Raw genomic sequence first — 22,929 nt, 5'->3', positions numbered from 1 at the left:
GGTGGCACGGTGGTGCTATGACCGTTGAGGGCACGGCGACGACGTACGAGTTCGCGGCGGAGCTGTGGCAGTGGCAGGCCCGGGACGAGCCGGGTGGCTGGTGGTTCGTCGCGCTGCCGTTCGACGTGGCCGACGCGATCGACGAGGCCGCCTCGGGGAGGGCCGGCGGGTTCGGCAGCGTCCGGGTCGAGGTGACCGTCGGGTCGAGCACCTGGCGCACCTCGGTCTTCCCGAGCCAGGAGCGCAAGACGTTCGTGCTGCCGGTGAAGAAGGCCGTCCGGGTGCGCGAGGGCCTCGTCGAGGGCGGCCCGGTCGACGTCGCGCTGCGCGCCCTGTGATCGGGCCGGTGCTCGGCCCTGTCATCGGCCCGGTGCTCGGCCCTGTGCTCGGCTCTCGGGGCCGTCCGCCCTGGAGGGCGACGGCGCGTCGCCTCCTCCGGTAGCGTCGTCTGCGCCGCCGGCACCGGTGCCGGGCACCTGACGCAGCAGCTCCACAGATTCGGAGGCAGCGATGACGAGTGGTCCGCCCGGCGATGCCGACGACATCGGCACGATCCCGGAACCGCCGGTCGGGCGTGACCCGTCGGACTACAACAGCAGCGGCCGGCTGAGGGGCTCGGTCTACGACGCCGAGATCGCTCGACTGCAGGAGGAGCTCGTCCGGCTGCAGCACTGGATCGCCTCGCAGGGGCTCAAGGTGGCGGTGATCTTCGAGGGCCGGGGCTCCGCGGGCAAGGGCGGCGTGATCAAGCGGATCACCGAGCGCACCAGCCCGCGCATCGTCCGGGTGGTCGCGCTGCCCAAGCCCACCGAGCGCGAGCGGACGCAGTGGTACTTCCAGCGGTACGCCAAGCACCTGCCGGCCGCGGGCGAGATGGTCCTGTTCGACCGCAGCTGGTACAACCGCTCGAACGTCGAGTGGGTGATGGGCTACTGCACCGAGGAGGAGCACACCGAGTTCCTGCGCAGCTGCCCGGAGTTCGAGCGGATGCTGGTGCGGTCGGGGATCATCGTCCTCAAGTACTGGTTCTCGGTCTCCTTCGAGGAGCAGCGCAAGCGGTTCGAGGCCCGCAACGAGGAGCCGATCAAGCGCTGGAAGCTCTCCGACATGGACCTCGCCGAGCACGAGCTCTACGTGCGCTACTCGATGGCGAAGGACACCACCTTCCAGTACACCGACATCAAGCAGGCGCCCTGGTACGTCGTGCCCTCGGACGACAAGAAGGCCTCGCGGCTCAACTGCATCAGCCACCTGCTGAGCCAGTTCGAGTACGGCGACGCCGTCCCCGACGAGGTGGTCCTGCCGCAGATGAAGGAGATCGCCTACGTGCGTCCGCCGATGGCCGACCAGACGTTCGTGCCCCGGCTGTACTGAGGCGCTCCGCACCCGGACGACGACGAAGGCCAGGATCTGCGAGAGATCCTGGCCTTCGTGTTCGGTACGGCATCAGGGACTCGAACCCCGAACCCGCTGATTAAGAGTCAGCTGCTCTGCCAATTGAGCTAATGCCGCTTGTTCTTTTGTCGCTCCCGGCAGCGCCGTGAACAAGAAGAACATTACACGCGCCGCGGCGGGGTACGAAATCGAGGAAGGTCCTCCCGGTGTGATCTGCGCCCGCCTCAGCGGGCCTCCAGCACCGCCCGTGCCGCGTTGTGTCCGCCGAGCCCGGAGACCGCCCCGCCGCGCCGGGCGCCGGAGCCGCACAGCAGCACCTGGGGGTGGTCGGTGTGCACGCCCCAGCGCTCGGCCGGGGTGTCCAGGCGGGTGCGGGCCGAGGCCCACGGCCAGTCCAGGTCGCCGTGGAAGATGTGGCCGCCCGGCATCGCCAGGTCGGCCTCGACCTCCTGCGGGATCTTCGCCTCGATGCACGGCGTGCCGTCGGGGTCGCGCAGCACCACCTCGTCGATCGGCTCGACCAGGTGCTCGTCGAGGGCGGCCAGCGCGCGGCGTACCGCCAGCGCCTTCGTCGCCTCCGGGTCGTCCGCGAACAGCGACGCGGGGGTGTGCAGGCCGAAGTAGGTCAGCGTGTGGGTGCCGGGCGGCACGTCGCCGAGGATCGACGGGTCGGTCAGCGAGTGGCAGTAGACCTCGCCGGGCATCGGGTCGGGCACCTCGCCCGCGGCCGCCGCGGTGTACGCCGCCTCCAGCTGACCGTAGCGCTCGGCCAGGTGCAGCGTCCCGGCGAACGCCTCCGCCGGGTCGGCGCCGGAGCGCAGCCGGGGGAGGCGGGCCAGCAGCAGGTTGATCTTGAGCTGGGCGCCCTCGGGCTTGGTCGCCTCGTCCTCGGGACCGCCGAGCAGGATCTGCAGGATCCACGGCGCCACGTTGGCGAGCACGAACCGGGCGTGGACGCCGCGCTCGGAGGTGCCGTCGTGCCAGCGCACCTCGGCGCCGCCGGAGCCGTCCGGGCTGTCGGCGTCGGGCACGATCTGGCTCACGCCGGCGCCGGTCAGGATCTCCGCGCCGGCCGCTCGCGCCGCCGCCTCCAGGGCGCCGGTCACCGCGCCCATCCCGCCGATCGGCACCCGCCACTCGCCGGTGCCGTTGCCGATGAGGTGGTAGAGGAAGCAGCGGTTCTGGATCAGCGACGGGTCGTGCAGCGAGGCGAAGGTGCCGATCAGCGCGTCGGTGCCGACGACCCCGCGGACCACGTCGTCGCGGAACCGCCGCTCGATCGCCTCGCCCAGGGGGCGCTGCACCACGTCGGCCCAGATCTGCGGGTCCACGGCCGCGCGCAGCTCCGCCTCGGCGGGCAGCGGCGAGGTCAGGGTCGGCGCGACCGCCGCGGCCAGGTCACCGACGCCGGCGTAGAACGCCCGCCAGGCGTCGTACTCCTCGTCGGAGCCGGTGAGCTCGCGGAAGGAGGCCCGGGTGGCTTCGCCCTCCTCGCGCTCGACGAGCAGGCCGCCGGGCACGCCGTCGTGCAGGTACGGCGTGTAGGAGGCCGTGCGCCGGCTGGCCAGCGCGATGTCGAGGTCGAGGTCGCGGACGATCTCGTCGGGGAGCAGCGAGACCAGGTAGGAGTACCGCGAGAGCCGGGTCGGGTAGGCCGGGAAGGCCTGCGTGGAGATCGCGGCGCCGCCGACGTGGTCGGCACGCTCGAGCAGCAGCACGGAGAGTCCGGCGCGCGCGAGGTACGCGGCAGCGGTGAGGCCGTTGTGGCCACCACCGACGATGGCGACGTCGTAGCTGGTTCTCGCGGGGCCTGTGTCCACGCTCCGACCCTAGTGCGGGAAGTCGGAACAATGCGGGACCGAATGTGGTTGAAATGGAAACCAAGTCGAGACACGGCTTGGCTCCCACGAGGAGGTGTCCGATGCCGGCGATCACCGTTGACGACCTGGCCGTGCTGCCGCGGATCAAGGAGCCCGGGCTGGGCGACCAGCCGCGGGCGGTCCGCGCGATCACCACGGCCCCGCAGGGCTACGAGGGCGAGGGGTTCCCGGTGCGCCGGGCGTTCGCCGGCCTCGACCTGCGTGACCTGGACCCGTTCATCATGATGGACCAGATGGGGGAGGTGGAGTACGCGCCCGGGGAGCCGAAGGGAACGCCCTGGCACCCGCACCGGGGCTTCGAGACCGTCACCTACATGATCGACGGCGTCTTCGACCACCAGGACTCGCACGGCGGTGGGGGCACCATCACCAACGGCGACACCCAGTGGATGACCGCCGGGTCGGGGCTGCTGCACATCGAGGCGCCGCCGGAGTGGCTGGTCCAGTCCGGAGGGCTCTTCCACGGCATCCAGCTGTGGGTGAACCTGCCGCGGTCGGCCAAGCTGACCGATCCGCGCTACCAGGACATCCGGTCCGGCGAGGTGCAGCTGCTGACCTCGGCCGACGCCGGTGCGCTGGTGCGGGTGATCGCGGGCAGCGTCGCCGGCCACCGCGGCCCCGGCGCCACCCACACCCCGATGAGCCTGGTGCACCTCTCGCTGGAGCCGGGCGCGCGGATCGACCTTCCCTGGGAGGTGGAGTTCAACGCCCTGGCCTACGTGCTCAACGGGCGTGGCACCGTCGGGCTCGACGGCCGCCCGATCGGGGCGGGCCAGACCGCCCTGTTCGGTCCCGGCGACTTCGTGACGCTCGCGGCGGACGCGGCGCAGGAGTCCCGATCGCCGCGACTGGACGTGGTCGTCCTCGGCGGCCAGCCGATCCGCGAGCCGATCGCCTGGGCCGGGCCGTTCGTGATGAACACCAAGTCCGAGGTGCTCGGTGCCTACGAGGACTTCCAGAAGGGGCGGTTCGGGCACATCCCGGCCGGCTGATCCACCGCCGTTCCGTTCGCTCGGTGTGCACCCCGTAGCGTCCGGGCATGACTATCGACGTCTTCTCGCTCGCGGGCAGGGTCGCGCTGGTGACCGGCGCCGGAGACCCCGACGGCATCGGCTTCGCCACGGCGCGCGTGCTGGGCAGGATGGGTGCGCGGGTCGCGGTGGCGGCCACGTCGGCCCGCGCGCAGGCACGGGCCGACGAGCTGCGGGCGCTCGGTATCGACGCGATCGGCGTCGTGGCGGACCTCACCGATGAGGATCAGGCCGGACGGGCGTGCGCAGAGGCGGCCGCCGCGCTCGGGGCCGTCAGCGTGCTCGTCAACAACGCGGGCATGACCAGCGTGACGAGTCCGGCCCTGGGGGACGCAGCGGTCACGGAGTCGGGGATGCTCGGCGAGATGAGCCTCCAGCAGTGGCGGCGATCACTGTCCCGCAACGTCGACACGGCCTTCCTGATGACGCGCGCCGCACTCCCCGGGATGGTCGCGAACGGCTGGGGGCGGGTCGTGATGGTCAGCTCGGTGACGGGGCCGGTGATGTCGATGCGCGAGGAAGCGGCGTATGCCACGGCGAAGGCAGGCATGGTGGGACTCGCCCGGTCTGGCGCCGTCGACTACGCCCGACACGGCATCACCTTCAACGCGGTGGCGCCCGGGTGGATCGCGACCGGGAGCCAGACCGCCCATGAGGCCGCCGAGGGTCGGTCCGTCCCGATGGGGCGCAGCGCCACGCCCGACGAGGTGGCCGCGGCCGTCGCGTTCTTCTGCGCCCCCGGCGCCTCCTACGTGACCGGTCAGTGCCTGGTCGTCGACGGTGGCAACTCGGTGGCCGAGGAGGGCAGCCCCGCGGCCCCGTGACCACGCCGATCCGCGCGGCCGAGCGCGACACGTGGCCCGTGGCCCGTGGCCCGTGGCGGCGGGCCGTCGCGCCGCGCCTGGGCTTGCCGTGATGAACGACCTGGATCCCGGGAACCGGTACGGCGGCCCGAGCGTCGCGATCAAGATCAGGGGGGCGCTGATCGCCTGGCCACGATCGCCCTCGGCTACGTCACGCTGATCCAGCAGCGGCACTGATCGACCTCGGCCCGCGCCGCGGCCCGGATGCTGCGGCCCGGGTGGTGTGACGCGACCTCCCCGGGGTCTCGGGGTCTCCCTGGACCGCGTCGACCCGCGGCCTACGACGGCAACTCGTCGGCGCGTTCCTCGAGCAATGCGTCGGGCGCGGTCAACCGCCACGCCTCGAAGGTGAGCTCTGCCAGCTCGTCGCGCTCAAGTCCTTCAAGGTGGCAGACGACCCAGCCGTAGCCTCCGGAGGTGAACTGCACCTCGAAGACGTCAGGGCGCTCGGCCACCAGGGAGAGCTGCTCGACGATCGTCTGCTTCAACCCCACTGTTCGGGTCGCTGGCCAGAGGTAGCCGAAGGTACGGCTCCCGACGTCGAACCGGAGCCACTTGTCCCGGTCTGAGCGGCTGACCCCGGGGAGCTGCGAAACCAGATCGAGGAAGTCAGGGATCTCGCAGGGCACGCGACCCATGATGCCGCTGATCGAGTAGCCGCGTGCGCCGCGACGATCCGCCGCGTCCGACGCGTTCCGTCACTGCACCCGCAAGACGCTCCCGTCCCGGGACAAGCCTCCGAACGGGCCTTGCGGGACGCGCCATCGCCGACGGTGACTCGGACGTGCAACGTTCCCAATCGGGGTTCGGCTTGCGGGATCCCCGGCGCGGGTCCCTGATGCCAGCTTGCGCTTCAGGCCCCGCACGGCACACCCGACCCCGAAAGTAAAGAATCGCGCGAACCCCTAACAAATGGCCTAGGCCGGCCACCGGGCGCGGTTAGCGTCCGCGGTCGACAACTCACGCGCGATTTCCGGCGCTGAAGGCTGGGGGCTTTTCATGGGGTATCTGTTGAAGCGTGCCGTGATCGCGGTCGTGCTGAGCGGCATCGTGGCCGCGCTGTTCGGCTACGTACCGCCAGCCCAGGCCGCGACCGATTGGCGCGCGGACGTGTCCGATGTCGCCGACCGGCCGTTCTCGTTGACGTCGGTCGCGCACAAGCAGCGCATCTCCGCCACGCTCCCTGCCGGGTCGGACAAGGTCCGAAACGCCCTGGTCGACGCCGTCACGACCGGCGCCACCTCGGCGTACCGCGACCAGGTGCGAATGGTGTCGGAGAAGACCGGCCGACAGACCTACTTCAACGACCTCAAGCTCGCCGGCTGGCTCGCCGGGCGCCTGCGGTTGAAGAGCAACACCGCCGAGGCCGACGCGCTCACCGACCTGCTGATGGCCGGCAGGCTGACCGCCGCCACGGCGGTCCACGACGCGGCCGCGGCGCTCCGGGTTCCCGCCGAAGCCGACGAGTACTCCCTGGTCACCCTGGCCGGCGAGCTCTCCCTCACCAGCCAGGTCACCGCAGGGCTCGACCTGCTGGTTGGTGTCGAGGGCGTCCTGGTCCGCGGCGGACGCAGCGCTGCGCTCCGCGAACTGCGGTTGGCCCAGTCGGCAACCGCGCGCGCCGAAGCCGCACTGGACAAGGCCTACCCCGTCACCGCTGAGGTCAACTTCGCCTACGCCTGGCTGCACGGCGTCAACGCACTCGACCACCTCGGCATCACCCCCAACAGCGATATCGATGGTGACGGGGTTCCGGACGAGCTCGAGCTCCGCGTGGGGTCGAGCCCGCTGGCCGCTGATTCCGACGGCGATGGCCTGACCGACCTGTTCGAGATCGACGCCCTGTTCGGTTTCAGCCTCCCCGCCGACACCGACACCGACGACGACGGACTCGCGGACGGCAAGGAAGACCTCGACGGCGACGGCCTGACCGCGCTGCAAGAGCAGACCCTGGGCACGAAGCCGACCGAACCCGACACCGACAACGACGGCCTCTCCGACAAGGAAGAGGGCCCGCTGGGCACCTCACCGGTCAAGGCCGACACCGACGACGACGGGCTGCTTGACGGCATCGAGCCGGCCATGTCGACCAGCCCCACCGACGCCGACACCGACGACGACGGCGTCCTGGACGGCGACGAGCAGCTCCAGCAACAGGTCCATGGCGTCGACGGCATCACCGCGACCCTGGTCGGCACCGGGGATCTGGTCTCCACGTTCAACGTCACCGAGGTCACCACCGACGCCCGGATGATCGGTGCGGGTGGCCAGGTCGGCCCGGCCTACGACTTCTCGCTCTCCCCGCCCGCCTATGAGGGCTTCGCCCAGGCAGAGCTGTCCATCCCGTTCGACCCGACGGCCATCGGTGACACCGACCCGGCCGACCTGCGGCTGTTCTACTTCGACCCCGAGCTCCGGGTCTGGGGCCCGGCAACCGCAGACCAGGAGGTCGACCTCCAGGCCAGCGTGGTCCGGGCGACGGTCACCCACTTCTCGACGTACGCGATCTTCGACATCAAGAACTGGGGCGAGATCTGGACCGCCCAGGACAACCCGTGCCGCACCCGCGGTGACGGCGGCGGTGGCACCGACATCGTGCTGCTCGACCTCGCGCTTGTGCTCGACAGCTCGGGCTCGATGGACTGGAACGACCCCGACGGGCTGCGCCGATCGGCGGCGAAGAACTTCGTCGACGCGCTCCTGCCGGAAGACCGGGCCGCGGTGGTCGATTTCGACGACAGCGCGTACGTCACGCAGGGGCTGACCACCGATCATGACGCGGTCAAGGCCGCGATCGACCAGATCGATGACGTCGGTGGCACCAACATCGGTGCCGGTGTCTCGCTGGCGAACAGCATCCTGATCAACAACGGTGACCCCGCGCGGGCGCGGATGGCGATCCTGCTCACCGACGGTGAGGGTTCCTACAGCAGTTCGCTGACAGAGCAGGCGCGTACCGCGGGGATCGCGATCTACACGATCGGCCTCGGCGCCAGCGTCGACAGTGCCCTGCTCAGCGACATCGCCACTCAGACCGGCGGCAAGTACCACCACGTCGACACCGCCGAAGAGCTCCCCGAGGTGTTCCGTCGGATCTCCAACGACACCGGCGGCGGGGACCCGCGTGCCAGCGTCGACACCGACGGCGACGGTCTCAGCGACTGCATCGAGATCGAGGGCGCCCAGGACTCCACCGGTCACCGCTACACCTCCGACCCGACCCTGCCCGACACCGACGGCGACGGCCTCACCGACGCCGAGGAGGTCGGCGAGGCCCGGTCGATCGGGGAGGTGTTCCTCGGCTGGGAGATGGCGGGCGTGTCCGACCTCCTGGAGCGGGACGAGCCGATCTACTCGGTCATCTCCGACCCGTACCTCGAGGACTCCGACAGCGACGGGCTGATCGACCCCGCCGACATCGAGCTCGAGCTCGACGCGTTCAACAGCGACGTCGATGGTGACGGTCTGTCCGACGGCGACGAAGCGGGCACCATCGGGTCCAACCCCGAGGCGCATGACACCGACGGCGACGGATACGACGATTCCTACGAGAACGGGCACCGCGATGACCAGGGCCTCGACCCGCTGTTCTACGACAAGACCGTCAGCACATGGACGTATGCGAAGGACTTCCTCCAGGGCTTCATCGCCGGCGACATGTGGCGCGGCGACTCCCTGGCCTGGCTGGCCGGGAACCTGTCCTCGGGCGGTCTCAGCTTCATCCCGGTGTACGGCTGGGGACTCGGCGCCATCGCGGATCTTCGCGACGCCATCGGTTCGGTCGCTCACGCCGACTGGGTCGGCGCTGGCCTGAGCCTCGTCGGCATACTCCCCTACGCCGGCGACGCAGTTTCGATCCCCGGCAAGGCCGTCAGGTTCGCCGACAATGCCCCCGAACTGGCGGACGAAACCGTCACGTTCATCGCGAAGATCGACGGCAACATCGCCCCGGACGCGATCAAGATCGACACCGTCAAGAAGATCCTCGGCCCCACCTGGGACGACCTGACTGATGCGGGCTTCACCGACGACGCGCTGCTCCAGCTGTCCAAGGGCAGGGGCGACCTCGACGAGGTCGCCGCAGCGATGAAGGGATGTGCGCGGAGCGGCCGAGCTATCGCCCTGGCTGCGGCGGAAGCCTGCGCCCTGCATGTTCCTGGCGCCAAGGCGGGCGACTTCGCAACGGGCAAGGCTGGTGAAGAATGGCTCGAGGGCTACCTGGAGGCGGGTGCCAAGGGTGAAGAGAAGCAGGTCTGGCGAACCACGAAGGACTTCATCGGCAAGGGCCGGTTCTTCGACGTGCTCGTTGACGGTGTGGCGCACGAGTCGAAGGTCGGCAGAGTCAAGTGGAGCACCGCCATCGAGGTCCAGATCAAGAAGGACGCATGGCTCGTCCAGCAGTCCGGCAACGGTGTGACGAAGGCGCACTGGCACTTCTTCGCCAGCTCCAGCTCGAACACGATCGGCCCAGATGACAAGGTTCTTGAACTGCTCAAGGCCAATGGGATCACCTACTCCATCCACCCGTCATGATCGGAAAGGTAGGCTCGCCGGCCGTGACCGGCTACACCGACTTCGTCGCGATGACGCGAACTGAGGCGCGCTCCTATCTCGAACGGTTTCTGGCCGAGACACCGGATCGGCTCGCCTGGCTGGCGGACCTCTCCGCCGGAGCCGGGGGGCCGAAGGCATCGGACCTGGACTTCTCCGTAGAGTCCGTGGACGCGCTGTGGGAATGGGCGGTGCCTCGGCTCGCATGGCGCACGGGCTATCAGCCCCCGACATCTGCGGCCGACGTCCGGCCACGATTCAATCCGAACTACCTGGAAGGGCCTGCTGAGCTTCCCAGTTGGTTCCGCCATCCGAGCGGGGTCGGACTTGCCAGGTTCTCGGCAGACACATTGTGGCTGATCGACGCCCTTGCGCGCTATGTCGGGGAGGTTGCGATCCGCTGCATCCCCGGCAGTCGCTGGGCGTCAGGTTCGACCCGGCCGAAGGGCAACATGGTGGCCAACCAACCCGTGCTCGCCGGATCTCTCGATGAAGCGAGCCCTATCCACGCTTGTGTGGAGGCAGTAGACCGAACGCTTTCGCCGCTCCTAGAGCCCGAGACTCTCGGTGAGATCCTCATGTACTGGCGCTCGACGGCTCAGGCGGGCACGAAGTGAGTTCGGGCCCGTCCGAGATGGCCTGGCTGACAAGCTTGCTTGAGGCCGGGGACCTCTTCGAGGTCCTCGACCACGACCACCCCGAGTTCAATCACTATGTCGTGTTCGATGGCGAGATCGCAGTTGTGTACGACGCCGCGGTCGATCGTCTGGTCGCCGAGCTCGCCGAACGGATCGATGTCGCCCGCGCGGTGCGTGAGGATCGTGAAGTCGTTCTGGTCGGTGGAGCGGTCACTGGATCCGAGCTCGAGTCCTGGCTGGCCACTTGGTGGCGGAGGTTCTTGGATCAACCCGGCGTGGCCTGACTGGTCCCAGAAGTTCAGGGTGTCCCAGTAGCCGATCGGCTCGCGGGACTCTGACCTGCCTGCGTCAAAGCGCCGCGAAGCGCGCGGTGAGGTCAGCAGAGATCGCGTTCGCCGAGGGCACTCATCGCAAGGTTGCCTGCGGGACAGAGTTCGACGGGCCTGTAGGCCCGCTGGGTGACTCCCCTGAACGGCGGCAGTCGTGACCTTGTCGAGCTCCTTCTTGGTGTTGCGGTAGGCATAGAGATCGGAAACCTTGCTGCTCGCGTCGTCAGCCACCGTCAAGTCTCCTTGTGCTGGTTGCGCGCGTCGGTCGACCGCATGCTGTTGGAAGGTGCCGCCATCGGTGTCGACTTCCCTCCGGGGTTGGAGTCGTTCGACTGATGCCGCACGATCAGGTGACGGTCTGCCCGAGCCGTTCAGCAGACCCGAGTATGTGGCTGACGCCCCACGCCCGCGCCGGAGGGACCGGCGGACGCCCTGAGCTAGCGGCATCCGCTAGCCGCGGCTCGTGATGGTGACCAGCGAGGCGGGAACCTGGATCGAGACATCTGCCTCCGCGTCGTACAACGTGACGAACTGCGGCGTGCCGCCCAGGAGGAAGTAGTCACCGTCCGGGTCGATCGGCGCCTGTCCGGAAGGCATCTCACCGTTCAGCCGTACGTCGACCGGACTGGCCTGGTACGCGAAGAGTCCCAGATTGCCGCCGATGAAGGGCTCGCCCTCGCGAACCTGGACCGCCTGGGAGATCGCAACGAGCGGCAGCCCGACGAAGAAGGCCGCTGCCGCCGAGACGCCGACGAGTGCCTTCCAGTGTCGCCGCATGGCGGCCGCCTGGGTGTCGAACAGCAGCCGGAAGACCTTCAGTTTGATGCCGCTTTGGCCGGTCGTCCGAGCGTTGTTGTCGGGATCTTCCTCCTGGGCGATGCTGGCTAGTCGTTCCGCGCGGAGGCTCGCTTCCATGGCAGCGAACGGCACCTGCTCGGCTATTTCGGGAACGGCGTCGTACATCCTGCGTAGCAAGTCGACTCGCAGCTCGAACTCGTCGTCTGTTAACTCGCCCAGCGTCTTCTTGCCGCGGGCCTTCTGGTACGCGCGGGTTTCGGGGGAAAACATCAACCTGCCCATGCGCGCATAGAGGCTGCCGAACCCGACCACGAACGTCAGGGCGTAGAACAAGGCGCCGACGAGGATGAAGACGGCGATCACGCCCAGAGTCGACCCGGTGAGCAGATCCACGTATCCAAGCCCAGCGCGTTCGGGTGTCGCCTCCAACTGGGCGTAGAAGAGCGTCGCCGGGAGGCGGAGCGCCGCGTACAACGAGACCCCGGCAAGCGTCAGCCAGACCGCACCCGCGCCGAGGACCCAACGCTGGAGACGGTCGGCCATGGTCGATGTGGTCATGTCGTCCCTCGACGAGAAGGCGGCGGAAAGCCCCAGGCTAGGGCACCCCACGCGTGGCCGCGGGCCTTCTCGGGCTGCTAGCCCGATGGGCAGTCGGAGTGGTGTGACGAGGGCGTGCGCGGATCGTCCCCGCCGAGCTGGTTGGCTGCGCGCTAGCCCCGCGACCTCTCGTCAGCAGCTATCCGGGACTCCGAACGCGTGGCATCAACAGCGGACAAGCCGGACGTCAGGATGCGTCATAGCGCCGCGTTCGCCGCTGCGTCGCGTAGACAGTCGGGGTCAGTCGTCGAGGCGCTGTTAAGCGGCCCCCGGTGCGTCCTTGGCGCTCGGAACGCCGTCCGCGTCCGCGTCGGCGCGTCGCGCGTTCGCTGGCTAGCCTCGGCGCGTGGCCCGCCTCTACCGCGACACCTACGGCATCCCGCACCTGCGGGCCGACTCGGTCACCGACCTGGCCCGCGCGCAGGGCGCGGTGACGGTCCGGGACCGCGCCTGGCAGCTGGAGTGGCTGCGGCGGCGCGCCACCGGCACCACCGCGGCCCTCGTCGGGGACGACGGGGTGGCCTGGGACGACTTCTCCCGCCGGATGCGGACCACGGAGTCCGCGCGCCGCGCGTACGACGCCTGCGAGCCCGCGACGCAGGCCTTCGTGGCGTCGTACGTCGACGGGGTGAACGCCGCGCTCGCGACCCTCGACCCCACCACCGTCCCGGAGCTGAACCGCCTCGGGGTCGCCCCCGGGCCGTGGGAGCCGTGGACGCCGCTGGCCACCTTCCTGGCCCAGCACCTGCTCTTCGGCAGCATCGGAACCCGGCTCTGGGAGCGCCTCTCCGGCGCCGTGCTCGGCGCGGACGCCCGACTGCTCTCCCACGAGGGTCCGTTCACCTCGGGCAGCAACGCCTGGGCCGTCGGCGGGGCCCGCACCGCCAGCGGCGTGCCGCTGATCGGCGGCGACCCGCACCGCACCATCGAGCAGCCCGGCGTCTACCAGCAGGTCCGGCTGGTCTGCGAGGACCCCGACGACGCCTTCGACGTGGCCGGCTTCAGCTTCGTCGGGGTGCCCGGGGTGCAGCACTTCGCGCACGCCGGCGAGGTGGCCTGGGCGATCACCAACGCGTGCGCCGACTACCAGGACCTCGTCGAGGTGACTCCGGGCGAACCGTTGCCCGAGGATCTCCTCGAGCTCCAGCCGGGCCTCGCGGTCCGCGCCTCCTACCGGGTCCTCGGCGACCTCGGCTTCGACGCCCTGCTGCCGCTGCTCCGCGCCCGCAGCGTCGCCGACGTCGACGACGCCCTGGACCGCTGGGTCGAGCCGGTCAACAACGCGGTGATCGCCGACCGCGCCGGGGCGGTCCGCTACCGGATCGCCGGCCGCGTCCCCGTCCGCAACGCCCAGGGGGAGTGGGTCGGCTGGCTCGACGACCCGCACCGCGCCGACCTCGACCCCGTCGACCCCGACGGCGCGATCGTCACCGCCAACGAGCGCCGCGGCCCGGAGAGCGCGCGGATCGGGTCGGTCTTCGCGCCGCCGTACCGGGCGAGGCGGATCCGTGACCTGCTGGCGGGCCGCTCCGGCCTCACCGCTGAGGACTTCGTCGCGATCCACGACGACAGCCTGCTGCTCAGCGTGCCGACGGTCGCCGCACTGGTGCCGGGCGCCTTCGACGACTTCGACGGCCGGATGCGGGCGGGCTCCCCGCACGCCGCCCGGTACGCCGCCTGGCGCTCCGCCCTGGTCCACCGGATCGCGGAGGCGCCCGAGCTCGCCCGGCTCCGGCACGCCGTCGCGACCCACGACCACGGACCGCTCTTCGCGCCCTGGCTCGGCGTCACCTACCGCGTCGGCCTCGCACTGCCGACGCTGGCCGCCGCGGCCTCCGCCGGGCACAGCCCGCTCGGCCTGGACCTGGCCGCGCTGGCCCGCGACGCGCTGGCCGAGGTCGACGCGCTCGCTGCCACCGGCGACCTGCCCGCCACCTGGGGCGAGACCCACGTCGCCGCGCCGGTGCACGCGCTGGCCGAGCACGGCCTCCACGACCCCGACCTGCCGGCCCCGCCGCTCGACGGGGACCAGGACTGCGTGCGCGCCGCGGCGTCGTACCCGGCGATCACGGACGCCTGCAGCAAGGGGTCGGTGGCCCGCTACGTCTGGGATCTCGCCGACCGCGAGCGGGGCGGCTGGGTGGTGCCGACCGGTGCGTCAGGGCTGCCGGGCCCGCACGAGCGTGACCAGCAGCCGCACTGGGCCGCGGGCACGCTCGTCCCGATCGTCTCCGACTGGGACGACCTGACGCCCGAGCCCTGAGCCGACCGCCCGTCAGCCGGCCACGCCTCAGCCGCCCTCGCTGTCGCCCTCGATGACGACCACCCGGAACCGCTCATCGAGCCGCACGTCGACCGTGTCGCCCGCGGGCGTGGTCACCTCCACCTCGTAGGTGGCGCCGTCCTCGTCGTCGGTCTCGACGCTGTTGACCGTGCCGCCGCCGGTCGCCGCGAGCGCGGCCTCCTTCGCCTTGGCCGCCTGCTCCGGCGTGTACCGGTGGCTCTCCGGCCCGTCGTCCCCGCCGCCCGTGGCGACGGCGACCCCGCCCGCGGCCACGGCCGCGGCGACCGCGATCCCCGCCGCGCCGATGATCACTCGTCTGCGCATCGCGCGCTCCCTTCCTGCCCCGTCCACTGGTGCCACCAGCATCCCCCCGCGGTGCTGAAGCCTCGCTGAACCGGGCGCGCCCCGACCGGGTTCAGCCGGCGTTCAGTGCGCCTTCAGCGCGCCGGTGCCAGGCTGGCAGGCGTGCGGCTCCTGGTGGTCGAGGACGACAAGCAGCTCGCGGCCGGGTTGCGGCGCGGCCTCGAGGCGGAGGGGTACGCCGTCGACGTGGCCCTCGACGGCACCGAGGGCGAGTGGTACGCGACCGAGAACGCCTACGACGCGATGGTCGTGGACGTGATGCTGCCCGGCCTCGCCGGCGACGCGCTCTGCGCGCGGCGCCGCGAGGCCGGTGACTGGACGCCCATCCTGATGCTCACCGCGCGCCACGGAGCGGAGCAGGAGGCGCGGGCGCTGGACGCCGGAGCGGACGACTTCCTCGCCAAGCCGTTCTCGTTCGTGGTGCTGACCGCCCGGCTGCGGGCGCTGTTGCGGCGGGGGAGCCGCGAGCGCCCCGCCGTGCTCGCGGTCGGCGACCTGCGCCTGGACCCGGCCGCGCACGCGGTGTGGCGCGGGGACGTCCCGGTCGACCTGACGCCGCGGCAGTTCTCGCTGCTGGAGTTCCTGATGCGCCGCGCCGGCGAGGTGGTGCCGAAGGCGACGATCCTCGAGCACGTGTGGGACTTCGCGTACGACGGCCACCCGAACATCGTCGAGGTCTACGTCCGTCAGCTCCGCCAGCGAGTCGACGAGCCGTTCGGACGCTCCTCGATCCGGACCGTGCGGCTCGTCGGGTACCGGCTCGTCGACGACGCCGAGGCGGCCCCGTGACCGCCCGGGCGACGCGGCGGATGAGCCTGCGCGCCCGGGCCACCGCGCTCGGCACGCTGGCCTTCGCCGTACTGCTCGGCGTCGGGGCGGTGCTGCTGGTGACCACGCTGGAGGACCGGCTCACGGATGCCGCTGACGAGGTCGCCCGCGCCCGGGTCGCCGAGCTGCTCGACCTGGCCGCCTCGGGGGACCTCCCGGCGACGCTGCGGACCGGCGACAACGGTGTCGCCCAGGTGGTCGGCCCCGGCGGCGAGGTGCTCGCCGCCTCCGCGAACATCACGGGCCGTCCCGCGGTCGCGGACCTGCCCGCCGGCGCCGATCCGGCCACCGCCACCTTCGAGGCGCCCGACGACGCCGAGACCGAGACCTACCGCTTCTGGTACGCCGCCGCCCCGAGCCCCGAGGGCGAGGTCACCGCCTACGTCGGCGACAGCCTGGAATCCGTCGGCGAGGCCTCGGCGGCGCTGCGCGGGGCGCTGTGGATCGGCGTACCGCTCGCCGTCGCGGTGCTCGGCGCCGTGATCTGGCTGCTCCTCGGGCGGGCCCTCGGCCGCCTCGACCGGATCCGCGCCGAGGTCGACCGGATCACCGAGGAGAGCCTCGACGCCCGGGTGAGCGGCGACGGCGTCGACGACGAGGTCGGTCGGCTGGCCGCGACGATGAACGCGATGCTGGCGCGGCTCGACGCCTCGGCCCGGCGGCAGCGCGACCTGGTCGCGGACGTCTCCCACGACCTGCAGAGCCCGCTGGCCGCCCAGCGCCTCGCGATCGAGCTCGCGCTGGCCCGACCCGACGCGGCCGACGTCGAGCGCCTCGGCGCCGACCTCCTCGCCTCCACCGCCGACATGGAGCGGCTGGTCGGCGACCTGCTGGTGCTGGCGTCCGTGGACGCCGGAGTCGCCCACCAGCCCGCGTTGCTCGACCTGGACGCCCTGGTGCTGGAGGAGGCCGCCCGGGCCCGCGTCGGCGCGAGCGTCGTCGTCGACACGACGGGTGTCTCCGCGGCCCCGGCGTACGCCGACCCCGCCGACGTACGCCGGATCGTGCGCAACCTGCTGACCAACGCGATCACCCACGCCGCCACCCGGGTCGCGGTCACGGTCGCCGTCGAGGACGGGTGGGCGCGTCTCGACGTCGCCGACGACGGCCCGGGGATCCCGGCCGAGCACCGGGAGCGGGTCTTCGACCGGTTCCACCGGATGGATGCCTCCCGCCGGCCGGGCGGGGGCAGCGGGCTGGGCCTCGCGATCGCGCGGGGGCTCGCCGAGCGGGGCGGCGGGCGGCTGGACCTGCTCGACCCGCCGGCCCCGGCGGGCGGCGCCCACCTGCGGCTGCTGCTGCCAGCCGCCCCCGCGTGACGTCAGCCGACGTTCAGGCCCGCTTCAGCGGTCGCGGCGAATGATCGAGGGACATCCCTGGCCCGAGGAGGAGCCATGAAGCGCATCGCCCTCACCCTGACCGCCGTCGCCTGCCTGGCCGCCCCCGCCGCCTCGGCGGCACCCTCCGGGAGCCCGGGCACGGCGGCCGGCGGTGTGCCCGCGGTCGCGGGCCGCGCCGCCCCGCCCCCGAGCGCCTTCGCACACCCGGGCCGCAACCCGTGGTTCCCGCTGCGGCCGGGAACGCGCTGGGTGCTGCGCGGCGTCGACGAGGGGCACCGGCTCGTCGAGCGGGTCGTGGTCACCCGCCGGCACCGGGTGGTCGCCGGCATCCGCGCCCGGGTGGTGCGCGACGTGGTGCGCCGGGCCGATGGGTCGATCGCCGAGCGCACCCGCGACTGGTACGCCGTCGACGACCGCGGCACGGTCTGGTACCTCGGCGAGGCCACCGCCACCTACGACCGCCACGGCGACCTGGAGGACCGGGACGGCTCCTGGGAGGCCGGCGTCGACGGTGCGGTCGCCGGGCGGATCATGCCGGCACATCCCCGGGTGGACACGGCGTACCGGCAGGAGTACTGGAAGGGCGAGGCCGAGGACCAGGCGTGGGTCGTGCAGCGCGGCACCAGGGTCGCGACCCCCGCCGCGAGCGGCCGCGGGATCCGCACCCTGGAGTGGACCCGGCTGGAGCCGCGGGTGGTCTCGCAGAAGCTCTACCTGCGCGGCTACGGCCAGGTCGCCGAGCGCGACCTGTCCGGCGGCTCCGAGCGCTTCGAGCTGGTGCGGTTCAGCCCTCCCGGAACGTGATCGAGTCGACCACGTCCTGGGCCGCGGCAGCGAGGTCGGGGTCCGCGAGGTCGTAGGCGGCGATCACCGCGACGAGGCGAGGGCCCACATCGACCAGCCACATCGCCACGTCCTCGTTCGACCAGAACGGCTTGCCGCCGTTGGGGTTCGTGAAGACGTAGAGCCGTCCGCCGCGGCACTCCTCGGGGGAGACGACGTCGGGGACGACCTGCTCGACGCGGACAGCGCCGAGGCCACCCACCGCCGTCTCCTCGGAAGCCTGCTGGTGGGTGGACTTCTGGTGGTCGAGCCACGCCGCCGCGCCGGCTGCGGTGTCCGGGGACGGTGTCTCGGCCTCGCTCCGGGGACCGCCGCAGGCATCGACGTACACCTTCTCGATCTCGCCCAGGGTCATCCGCACCCCCTGGTGGCTGTCGAGCACGGAGTCGCTGAGGGTCCACCCCTCGTCGAGCGTCAGGTCCACCTCGACCGGGGAGGCGTAGACGGGCAAGCGGTGGCGGCCGGGCGCCAGTCGGCCGTCGGTGGCGATCGCCGTCGGGGCCTCGAGGGTGGTTCCCGGCCCGGCCGGACGGACGTTGTCGGGGTGGTCGTCGCGGAACAGCACCAGGCCGACCGCGACCAGTGCGACGACGGCCAGCGCGGCGGCCGCGGGGATGGCGACGCGTGGGTTCATCACGCCGCTCCTCTCGTTCGTGGCACGGAGCCGACCGCGGAGGGTCGCGGAGTCGATCCGCGCCTGCACCTCCGCGAGCCGCTCCGGCCTGTCGGTCTCGAGACCGCCCGCCCGCTCCGCGAGGAGGCGGCGCAGGTCGTCGGTGCCCGTGGACCCCGTCATGGCGCGCTCCCGTCGTTGACTGCCGGCTGGACGGCGGGATCGAGGCGGAGCCGGGCCAGCGCCTTGGCGTGCTGGCTCTTGACCGTCCCGATCGAGCAATCGAGGACGTCCGCGGTCTGGGCCTCGGTCAGGTCCTCGTAGTAGCGGAGCACGACCACCGCACGCTGCCGCGGCGGCAGGTGGCGCAGGGCCTGCCACAGGTCTTCGCGCTCGGCGGGATCGGTCCCCTCGGGCGTCGCCTCGCCGGTCGCCGTGGAGAGGTCGACCGGCATCTCGTGGTCGCGCCGCCGACGCCACCAGGAGGATCGGGTGGTGGCGAGGATCCGGCGTACGTAGGGCTCCGGGTCGTCGTGCACCCGGGACCATGCCGACCACGCCTTCACCAGCGCCGTCTGGAGCAGGTCCTCGGCCAGCGCCGCATCGCCGGTCAACAGGTACGCCGTGCGCAGCAGCGCCGGGGAACGCGCGACGACGAAGTCATCGAACTCGGGTTTCGTCGCCACCCGTCTCACCGCCCCGGCGCCGGTCGCCGTCGACCGGCTGACTCACTAGCTCTACGCCGCGAGTGGCGCGAATGGTTGTCCCGCCCCTCACATCCGGTGCGACGATGCTGCCGTGAGGTTCGAGCGGGTCCGCGGCGACTGGCGCCCGCTGGTGCAGATCGGCCTGATCGGGCTGGTCTGCGTGATCGGCTTCGTGGTGGTCTACCTGGTCAGCGTGCGCACGATGGGCGGCCGGCTGTTCGGGGACGCGTCGCTGCGGGGCGCGCTGCTTGCGCGCCCGGCGTTCGCCGACGGCGCCGACTCGGTCCTCAACGTGGTCTCGGTGGCCTCGCTGCTCGGGGCGGTCGCGCTGGTCGCGATGATCGCGCTGGCCCGGCTGGCCCGCGTCGAGGGCCTGGCCGCTGTGGGGCTCCTCGTCGGGGCCAACGTCTCGGCGCAGGTCCTCAAGCGTCACCTCCTCGACCGGCCCGACTTCGGCATCCAGGAGGTGGCGCCGGCCACGCTCAACAGCCTGCCCAGCGGGCACACCACCGCGGTCGCCTCCGCCGTCGCCGCCCTCCTGCTGGTGATGCCACTGCGGTGGCGCTACCCGACCGCGCTTCTGGGCCTGCTCGCCGCGACGGTCGTCGCGCTGGCCACGCTGTCGGCCGGGTGGCACCGCGCCGGCGACTCGATGGCCGCCTTCCTCCTGGTGGGCGCCTGGACGGCCATCGCCGCGGCCGCGGTCCTCCTCAGTGGTCAGGCCCAGGGGCCGTCCGGCCGCCCCGCTCGGCCGCCGTGGATCCGGTGGGCGGCCGTCCTGTCGGCCGGCCTCTTCGTCCTCGGCACCCTGCTGATGGGCGCGCTCCGGAGCTCGGCCACGGCCCGCGACAGCGACATCGGCGCCAGCACCGCGTTCGTCGCGGCCAGCCTGCTGATCGTGGCGACCGGCATCGGCGTGATGCTGGGCATCCTCGCGGTGGTGGCGGCCATGGGCCGGGTCGAGCACCCACCGCCGGGTGACCGCGCCCGGCCCCCGGACGTGGCCTGACGCCACCGGGCGGAACAGGTGCGCGCCGACGCCGGACGCGGTTCGATGGGGCCATGGACGTCGAGCTCGCCGAGGTGCGCGACTTCCTCGCCGCGCACCCGCCGTACGACGCGCTGCCGGCCGAGGTGCTGGCCGACCTGCCGCGCCGGCTGACCGCGAGGTACTTCCGCCGGGGCTCGGTGATCGTTCCGCTCGGCGGCGAGAACGACCAGGTCCACGTGCTCCGCTCGGGCGCGGTGGACCTGTTCGACGGCAACGGGGACCTGGTCGACCGCAGCGACCCCGGTACCTCGTTCGGGCTCTCCTCGGTGCTCGCCCGCGGGCCGTCGCTCTACCGGATCGTCGCCCACGAGGACTCGCTGTGCCTGCTGCTGCCCGCGGAGCACTTCCACCGGCTGATGGCCCAGCACCCGGGGTTCTCCGAGTTCTTCCTGCGCCAGCAGGTCGGCCGGCTGGAGGCGGCGCTGCGCGGGGCCGCGTCGTCGGCCACCTCGGGGGCCGGCAGCCCGGTGATGCGGACGCCGGTGCGGGAGATCGTCGCCCGCGAGCCGGTCACCGTCGATCCCGGTACGACGGTCGCCGAGGCCGCTCGGCTGATGGACGCCTCCGGCGGCATCTCGGCGCTGATGGTCACCGACGCGACCGGACTCGTCGGGATCGTGACCGACCGTGACATCCGCTCGAAGGTGGTGGCGGCCGGCGGCGACCCGACCGGGCCGGTGGCGGGGATCATGACCGCCGGGCCGGTGACCGTCCCCGCCGAGGCGCTGGCCTTCGAGGCGCTGGTCGAGATGACCCATCACCGGGTCCACCACCTCCCGATCGTCGACGACGGAGCGGTGGTCGGGATGGTCACCGCGGGCGACCTGATCCGTCTCGAGAGCTCCAATCCGGTGCACCTGGTCGGCGAGGTCGCCCGCCAGACGAGCGTCGAGGGGCTGCGCGAGGCGACGGCGCGCGCGCCGGAGGCGGTCAGCGCGGCGGTGGCCGGCGGCGCGACCGCCGAGGAGGTCGAGCGGGTCCTCACCGCGCTCGCGGACTCGGTGACCCGGCGCCTGCTGGAGCAGGCCGAGGCCGAGCTCGGCCCGCCGCCGGTCCGGTACTGCTGGGTGGCCCTCGGGTCGCAGGGCCGGATGGAGACGGGGCTGCAGTCCGACCAGGACAACGCGCTCATCATCGACGACGCTCTCGACGACGCACGCGGCGAGGACCTCGACGGCCACCTCGGCGAGGACCGCGCGGCGTACTTCGCGGAGCTGGCCGAGCGGGTGGTCGCCGGGCTCGAGGCGTGCGGCTACCCGCGCTGCCCGGGCGACATGATGGCGACGAACCCGCGGTGGTGCGTCCCGCTGCGGACCTGGCGGCGGTACGTCGACTCCTGGCTCACCTCGCAGCAGCCGGAGTCGGTGCTGCGGGCCCAGACCTTCTTCGACATGCGACCGGTGCACGGGGACCGGGCGCTGTGCGACGCGATCCAGGACGCGGTGCGTACCGGGGCGCCCGGCCAGCAGCGGTTCCTGCTCTACCTCGCCGGTTCGGCGCAGCGGTTCCGCCCGCCGCTCGGCTTCTTCCGCGACTTCGTGCTGGAGCACTCCGGCGAGCACCGCAAGACCCTCGACATCAAGGCCGGCGGGATCGCGCCGATCGTCCAGATCGCCCGGCTCGCGAGCCTGGCCAGCGGGCAGGGGCAGCACGGCACCCGCCAGCGGCTGCGCGCGGCCGCCGCCGCGGGCGGGATCTCCGAGCAGAGCGCGGCCGACCTGTCCGCGGCGTTCGACTTCCTCTCGCTGATCCGGGTCCGGCACCAGGTCGAGCAGCTGGGCCGGGGCGAGCAGCCCGACAACCACGTGCCGCCCGCGATGCTGGCGCCGTTCGAGCGGCGCCACCTCAAGGAGGCCTTCGCGGTGGTGCGCAGCGCGCAGGGGGAGCTCTCCGTCCGCTACCGCACCGACCTGGTCACGTGAGCCCGCTCCCCGGCCACCTGCACCACCGGCAGCACCGCCGGCGGCAGCGCGCCGCGGCCCGTTCGACCGGGCCGCTGGCGGCGTACTACGCGGCGCCCGTGCCGGACGACCGGACGCCCGCCGCGGAGCTCCGGCTGCTCGCCGTGGACGTCGAGACGACCGGCCTGGACCCGGCCACCGACCGGGTGCTGAGCGTCGGCTTCGTCCCGGTGGACGGCGACGCGATCGTGCTCGCCGGCGCCCGCCAGGTGATCGTGCGGCCCGAGGAGCCGGAGGAGCCGGACGACCCCGACGACCCGGACGCCGGGGTCGGTCAGAGCGCGGTCTTCCACGGCCTCACCGACGACGTGGTGGCCGCCGGCGCGCCGTTGGCCGAGGCGGTCGAGGCGACGCTGGAGGCGTGCGCCGGTCGCGTCCTGCTGGCGCACTGGGCCACCCTCGAGGTGGGCCTGCTGTCGCGGGCGTGCGAGCGGCATTTCGGTGCGCCGTTCGTGCCCCCGGTCGTCGACACCCTGCTGCTCGCCCGCCGGCTGTCCCGGCGCAGCCCCGACGAGACGCGCAGCGGCGAACTGCGGCTGTGGAGCGCGCGCGAGCGCTACGGGCTGCCCCGGTACGCCGCGCACGCGGCGCTGACCGACGCGCTGGCCTGCGCCGAGCTCTACCTGGCGCAGGTGGCCGAGCTCGACGCGGACCGGCGGGTGACGCTCAAGCGCCTGCGCTCCTGAGCTTCGACGTCACCTGGATTCCCGCCCCCGAGATGCCCGACAAGGGGCGGAGATCCATGTGACGCGGCGAGACGCGCGGCCGCCCGGGACGCGGCGGGCTCAGCGGTCGAGGTCGCCGAGATGGGGTAGCCCGACGCCCGCGGGCCGTCGTCGGCCGAAATGCGTCAAGCC

20 protein-coding genes and 1 tRNA gene are annotated in these 22,929 nt (G+C 72.2%); 13 read left to right on the top strand and 8 right to left on the bottom strand.

The genetic code is table 11. The features are described 5' to 3' along the window. The first annotated feature begins 17 nt into the window (after window positions 1-17). Both E8D34_RS10105 and ppk2 read left to right on the top strand, forming a co-directional pair. The gene (locus E8D34_RS10105; RefSeq protein ID WP_136594504.1) at window positions 18-338 is read left to right on the top strand and encodes a DUF1905 domain-containing protein; all 321 of its coding nucleotides are present in this window, start codon (window positions 18-20) and stop codon (window positions 336-338) included. A gap of 172 nt (window positions 339-510) precedes the next feature. Then, a complete protein-coding gene (gene ppk2, locus E8D34_RS10100) occupies window positions 511-1,374 on the top strand; it encodes a polyphosphate kinase 2 (RefSeq protein WP_136594503.1) in 864 nt (287 codons plus the stop codon). Window positions 1,375-1,439: 65 nt separating this feature from the next. On the opposite strand, the gene E8D34_RS10095 is transcribed toward ppk2, so the two are convergent. Beyond that, window positions 1,440-1,512, bottom strand: a tRNA-Lys gene (locus E8D34_RS10095). 107 nt (window positions 1,513-1,619) lie between these two features. Beyond that, window positions 1,620-3,215 (bottom strand): NAD(P)/FAD-dependent oxidoreductase, encoded by a 1,596-nt coding sequence (locus E8D34_RS10090; protein WP_136594502.1) that lies wholly within the window; start codon window positions 3,213-3,215, stop codon window positions 1,620-1,622. A 101-nt stretch (window positions 3,216-3,316) separates the two neighbouring features. Between E8D34_RS10090 and E8D34_RS10085 the strand changes: the two genes are divergently transcribed. After that, complete coding sequence (locus E8D34_RS10085; protein WP_136594501.1) at window positions 3,317-4,267, top strand: pirin family protein; 951 nt, start codon at window positions 3,317-3,319, stop codon at window positions 4,265-4,267. 47 nt (window positions 4,268-4,314) lie between these two features. Beyond that, entirely contained in the window at window positions 4,315-5,130 is an 816-nt protein-coding gene (locus E8D34_RS10080) for an SDR family NAD(P)-dependent oxidoreductase (protein ID WP_136594500.1), read from the top strand. 317 nt (window positions 5,131-5,447) lie between these two features. Here E8D34_RS10080 and E8D34_RS10075 read toward each other — a convergent pair whose 3' ends face one another. Next, window positions 5,448-5,807, bottom strand: coding sequence for an MmcQ/YjbR family DNA-binding protein (locus E8D34_RS10075; RefSeq protein ID WP_136594499.1), 360 nt, complete (start codon window positions 5,805-5,807; stop codon window positions 5,448-5,450). Window positions 5,808-6,168: 361 nt separating this feature from the next. On the opposite strand from E8D34_RS10075, the gene E8D34_RS10070 reads away from it, so the two are divergent. Further along, window positions 6,169-9,702, top strand: coding sequence for a VWA domain-containing protein (locus E8D34_RS10070; RefSeq protein ID WP_136594498.1), 3,534 nt, complete (start codon window positions 6,169-6,171; stop codon window positions 9,700-9,702). Between the two features lie 23 nt (window positions 9,703-9,725). Next, window positions 9,726-10,337: a hypothetical protein gene (locus E8D34_RS10065; protein WP_136594497.1), complete on the top strand. Its 612-nt coding sequence runs from the start codon at window positions 9,726-9,728 to the stop codon at window positions 10,335-10,337. Here E8D34_RS10065 and E8D34_RS10060 read toward each other — a convergent pair. Next, window positions 10,319-10,918, bottom strand: coding sequence for a hypothetical protein (locus tag E8D34_RS10060; RefSeq protein ID WP_136594496.1), 600 nt, complete (start codon window positions 10,916-10,918; stop codon window positions 10,319-10,321). The two genes, E8D34_RS10065 and E8D34_RS10060, sit on opposite strands and share 19 nt — an antisense overlap. Before the next feature lie 219 nt (window positions 10,919-11,137). Continuing rightward, window positions 11,138-12,043: a hypothetical protein gene (locus tag E8D34_RS10055; RefSeq protein ID WP_136594495.1), complete on the bottom strand. Its 906-nt coding sequence runs from the start codon at window positions 12,041-12,043 to the stop codon at window positions 11,138-11,140. A 385-nt stretch (window positions 12,044-12,428) separates the two neighbouring features. Between E8D34_RS10055 and E8D34_RS10050 the strand changes: the two genes are divergently transcribed. Next, window positions 12,429-14,345: a penicillin acylase family protein gene (locus tag E8D34_RS10050; RefSeq protein ID WP_136594494.1), complete on the top strand. Its 1,917-nt coding sequence runs from the start codon at window positions 12,429-12,431 to the stop codon at window positions 14,343-14,345. Between the two features lie 27 nt (window positions 14,346-14,372). Here E8D34_RS10050 and E8D34_RS10045 read toward each other — a convergent pair whose 3' ends face one another. Further along, window positions 14,373-14,690, bottom strand: coding sequence for a PepSY domain-containing protein (locus E8D34_RS10045; protein ID WP_168929393.1), 318 nt, complete (start codon window positions 14,688-14,690; stop codon window positions 14,373-14,375). Window positions 14,691-14,831: 141 nt separating this feature from the next. On the opposite strand from E8D34_RS10045, the gene E8D34_RS10040 reads away from it, so the two are divergent. The 3 genes from E8D34_RS10040 (at window position 14,832) to E8D34_RS10030 (ending at window position 17,701) form a co-directional block, all read left to right on the top strand. Next, entirely contained in the window at window positions 14,832-15,518 is a 687-nt protein-coding gene (locus tag E8D34_RS10040) for a response regulator transcription factor (protein WP_136594492.1), read from the top strand. Beyond that, complete coding sequence (locus tag E8D34_RS10035; RefSeq protein WP_136594491.1) at window positions 15,515-16,876, top strand: ATP-binding protein; 1,362 nt, start codon at window positions 15,515-15,517, stop codon at window positions 16,874-16,876. Before E8D34_RS10040 ends, E8D34_RS10035 begins: the two co-directional genes overlap by 4 nt. A gap of 75 nt (window positions 16,877-16,951) precedes the next feature. Further along, window positions 16,952-17,701: a hypothetical protein gene (locus tag E8D34_RS10030; protein ID WP_136594490.1), complete on the top strand. Its 750-nt coding sequence runs from the start codon at window positions 16,952-16,954 to the stop codon at window positions 17,699-17,701. Here E8D34_RS10030 and E8D34_RS10025 read toward each other — a convergent pair. Both E8D34_RS10025 and E8D34_RS10020 read right to left on the bottom strand, forming a co-directional pair. Continuing rightward, window positions 17,682-18,536, bottom strand: coding sequence for a hypothetical protein (locus E8D34_RS10025; RefSeq protein WP_136594489.1), 855 nt, complete (start codon window positions 18,534-18,536; stop codon window positions 17,682-17,684). The two genes, E8D34_RS10030 and E8D34_RS10025, sit on opposite strands and share 20 nt — an antisense overlap. After that, a complete protein-coding gene (locus E8D34_RS10020; RefSeq protein WP_136594488.1) occupies window positions 18,533-19,039 on the bottom strand; it encodes a SigE family RNA polymerase sigma factor in 507 nt (168 codons plus the stop codon). The genes E8D34_RS10025 and E8D34_RS10020 overlap by 4 nt, the downstream gene beginning before the upstream one ends. A 112-nt stretch (window positions 19,040-19,151) precedes the next feature. Here E8D34_RS10020 and E8D34_RS10015 point away from each other — a divergent pair, with 112 nt between their 5' ends. From E8D34_RS10015 to E8D34_RS10005, 3 genes are read left to right on the top strand one after another with little or no spacing between them, the layout of a single operon-like run. Beyond that, window positions 19,152-20,069 (top strand): phosphatase PAP2 family protein, encoded by a 918-nt coding sequence (locus E8D34_RS10015; RefSeq protein ID WP_136594487.1) that lies wholly within the window; start codon window positions 19,152-19,154, stop codon window positions 20,067-20,069. 53 nt (window positions 20,070-20,122) lie between these two features. After that, the gene (locus E8D34_RS10010; RefSeq protein WP_136594486.1) at window positions 20,123-22,033 is read left to right on the top strand and encodes a DUF294 nucleotidyltransferase-like domain-containing protein; all 1,911 of its coding nucleotides are present in this window, start codon (window positions 20,123-20,125) and stop codon (window positions 22,031-22,033) included. Further along, window positions 22,030-22,758 carry an exonuclease domain-containing protein gene (locus E8D34_RS10005; protein ID WP_206056656.1) on the top strand — a complete coding sequence of 243 codons (729 nt, stop codon included), beginning with the start codon at window positions 22,030-22,032 and terminating at the stop codon, window positions 22,756-22,758. The genes E8D34_RS10010 and E8D34_RS10005 overlap by 4 nt, the downstream gene beginning before the upstream one ends. Window positions 22,759-22,929: the final 171 nt, after the last annotated feature.

Source organism: Nocardioides sp. GY 10113 (assembly GCF_004919105.1).
Lineage (GTDB): Bacteria > Actinomycetota > Actinomycetes > Propionibacteriales > Nocardioidaceae > Nocardioides.
Note: the sequence above shows the minus strand (reverse complement) of the source record. Positions and strands in the feature narration are given on the sequence as shown.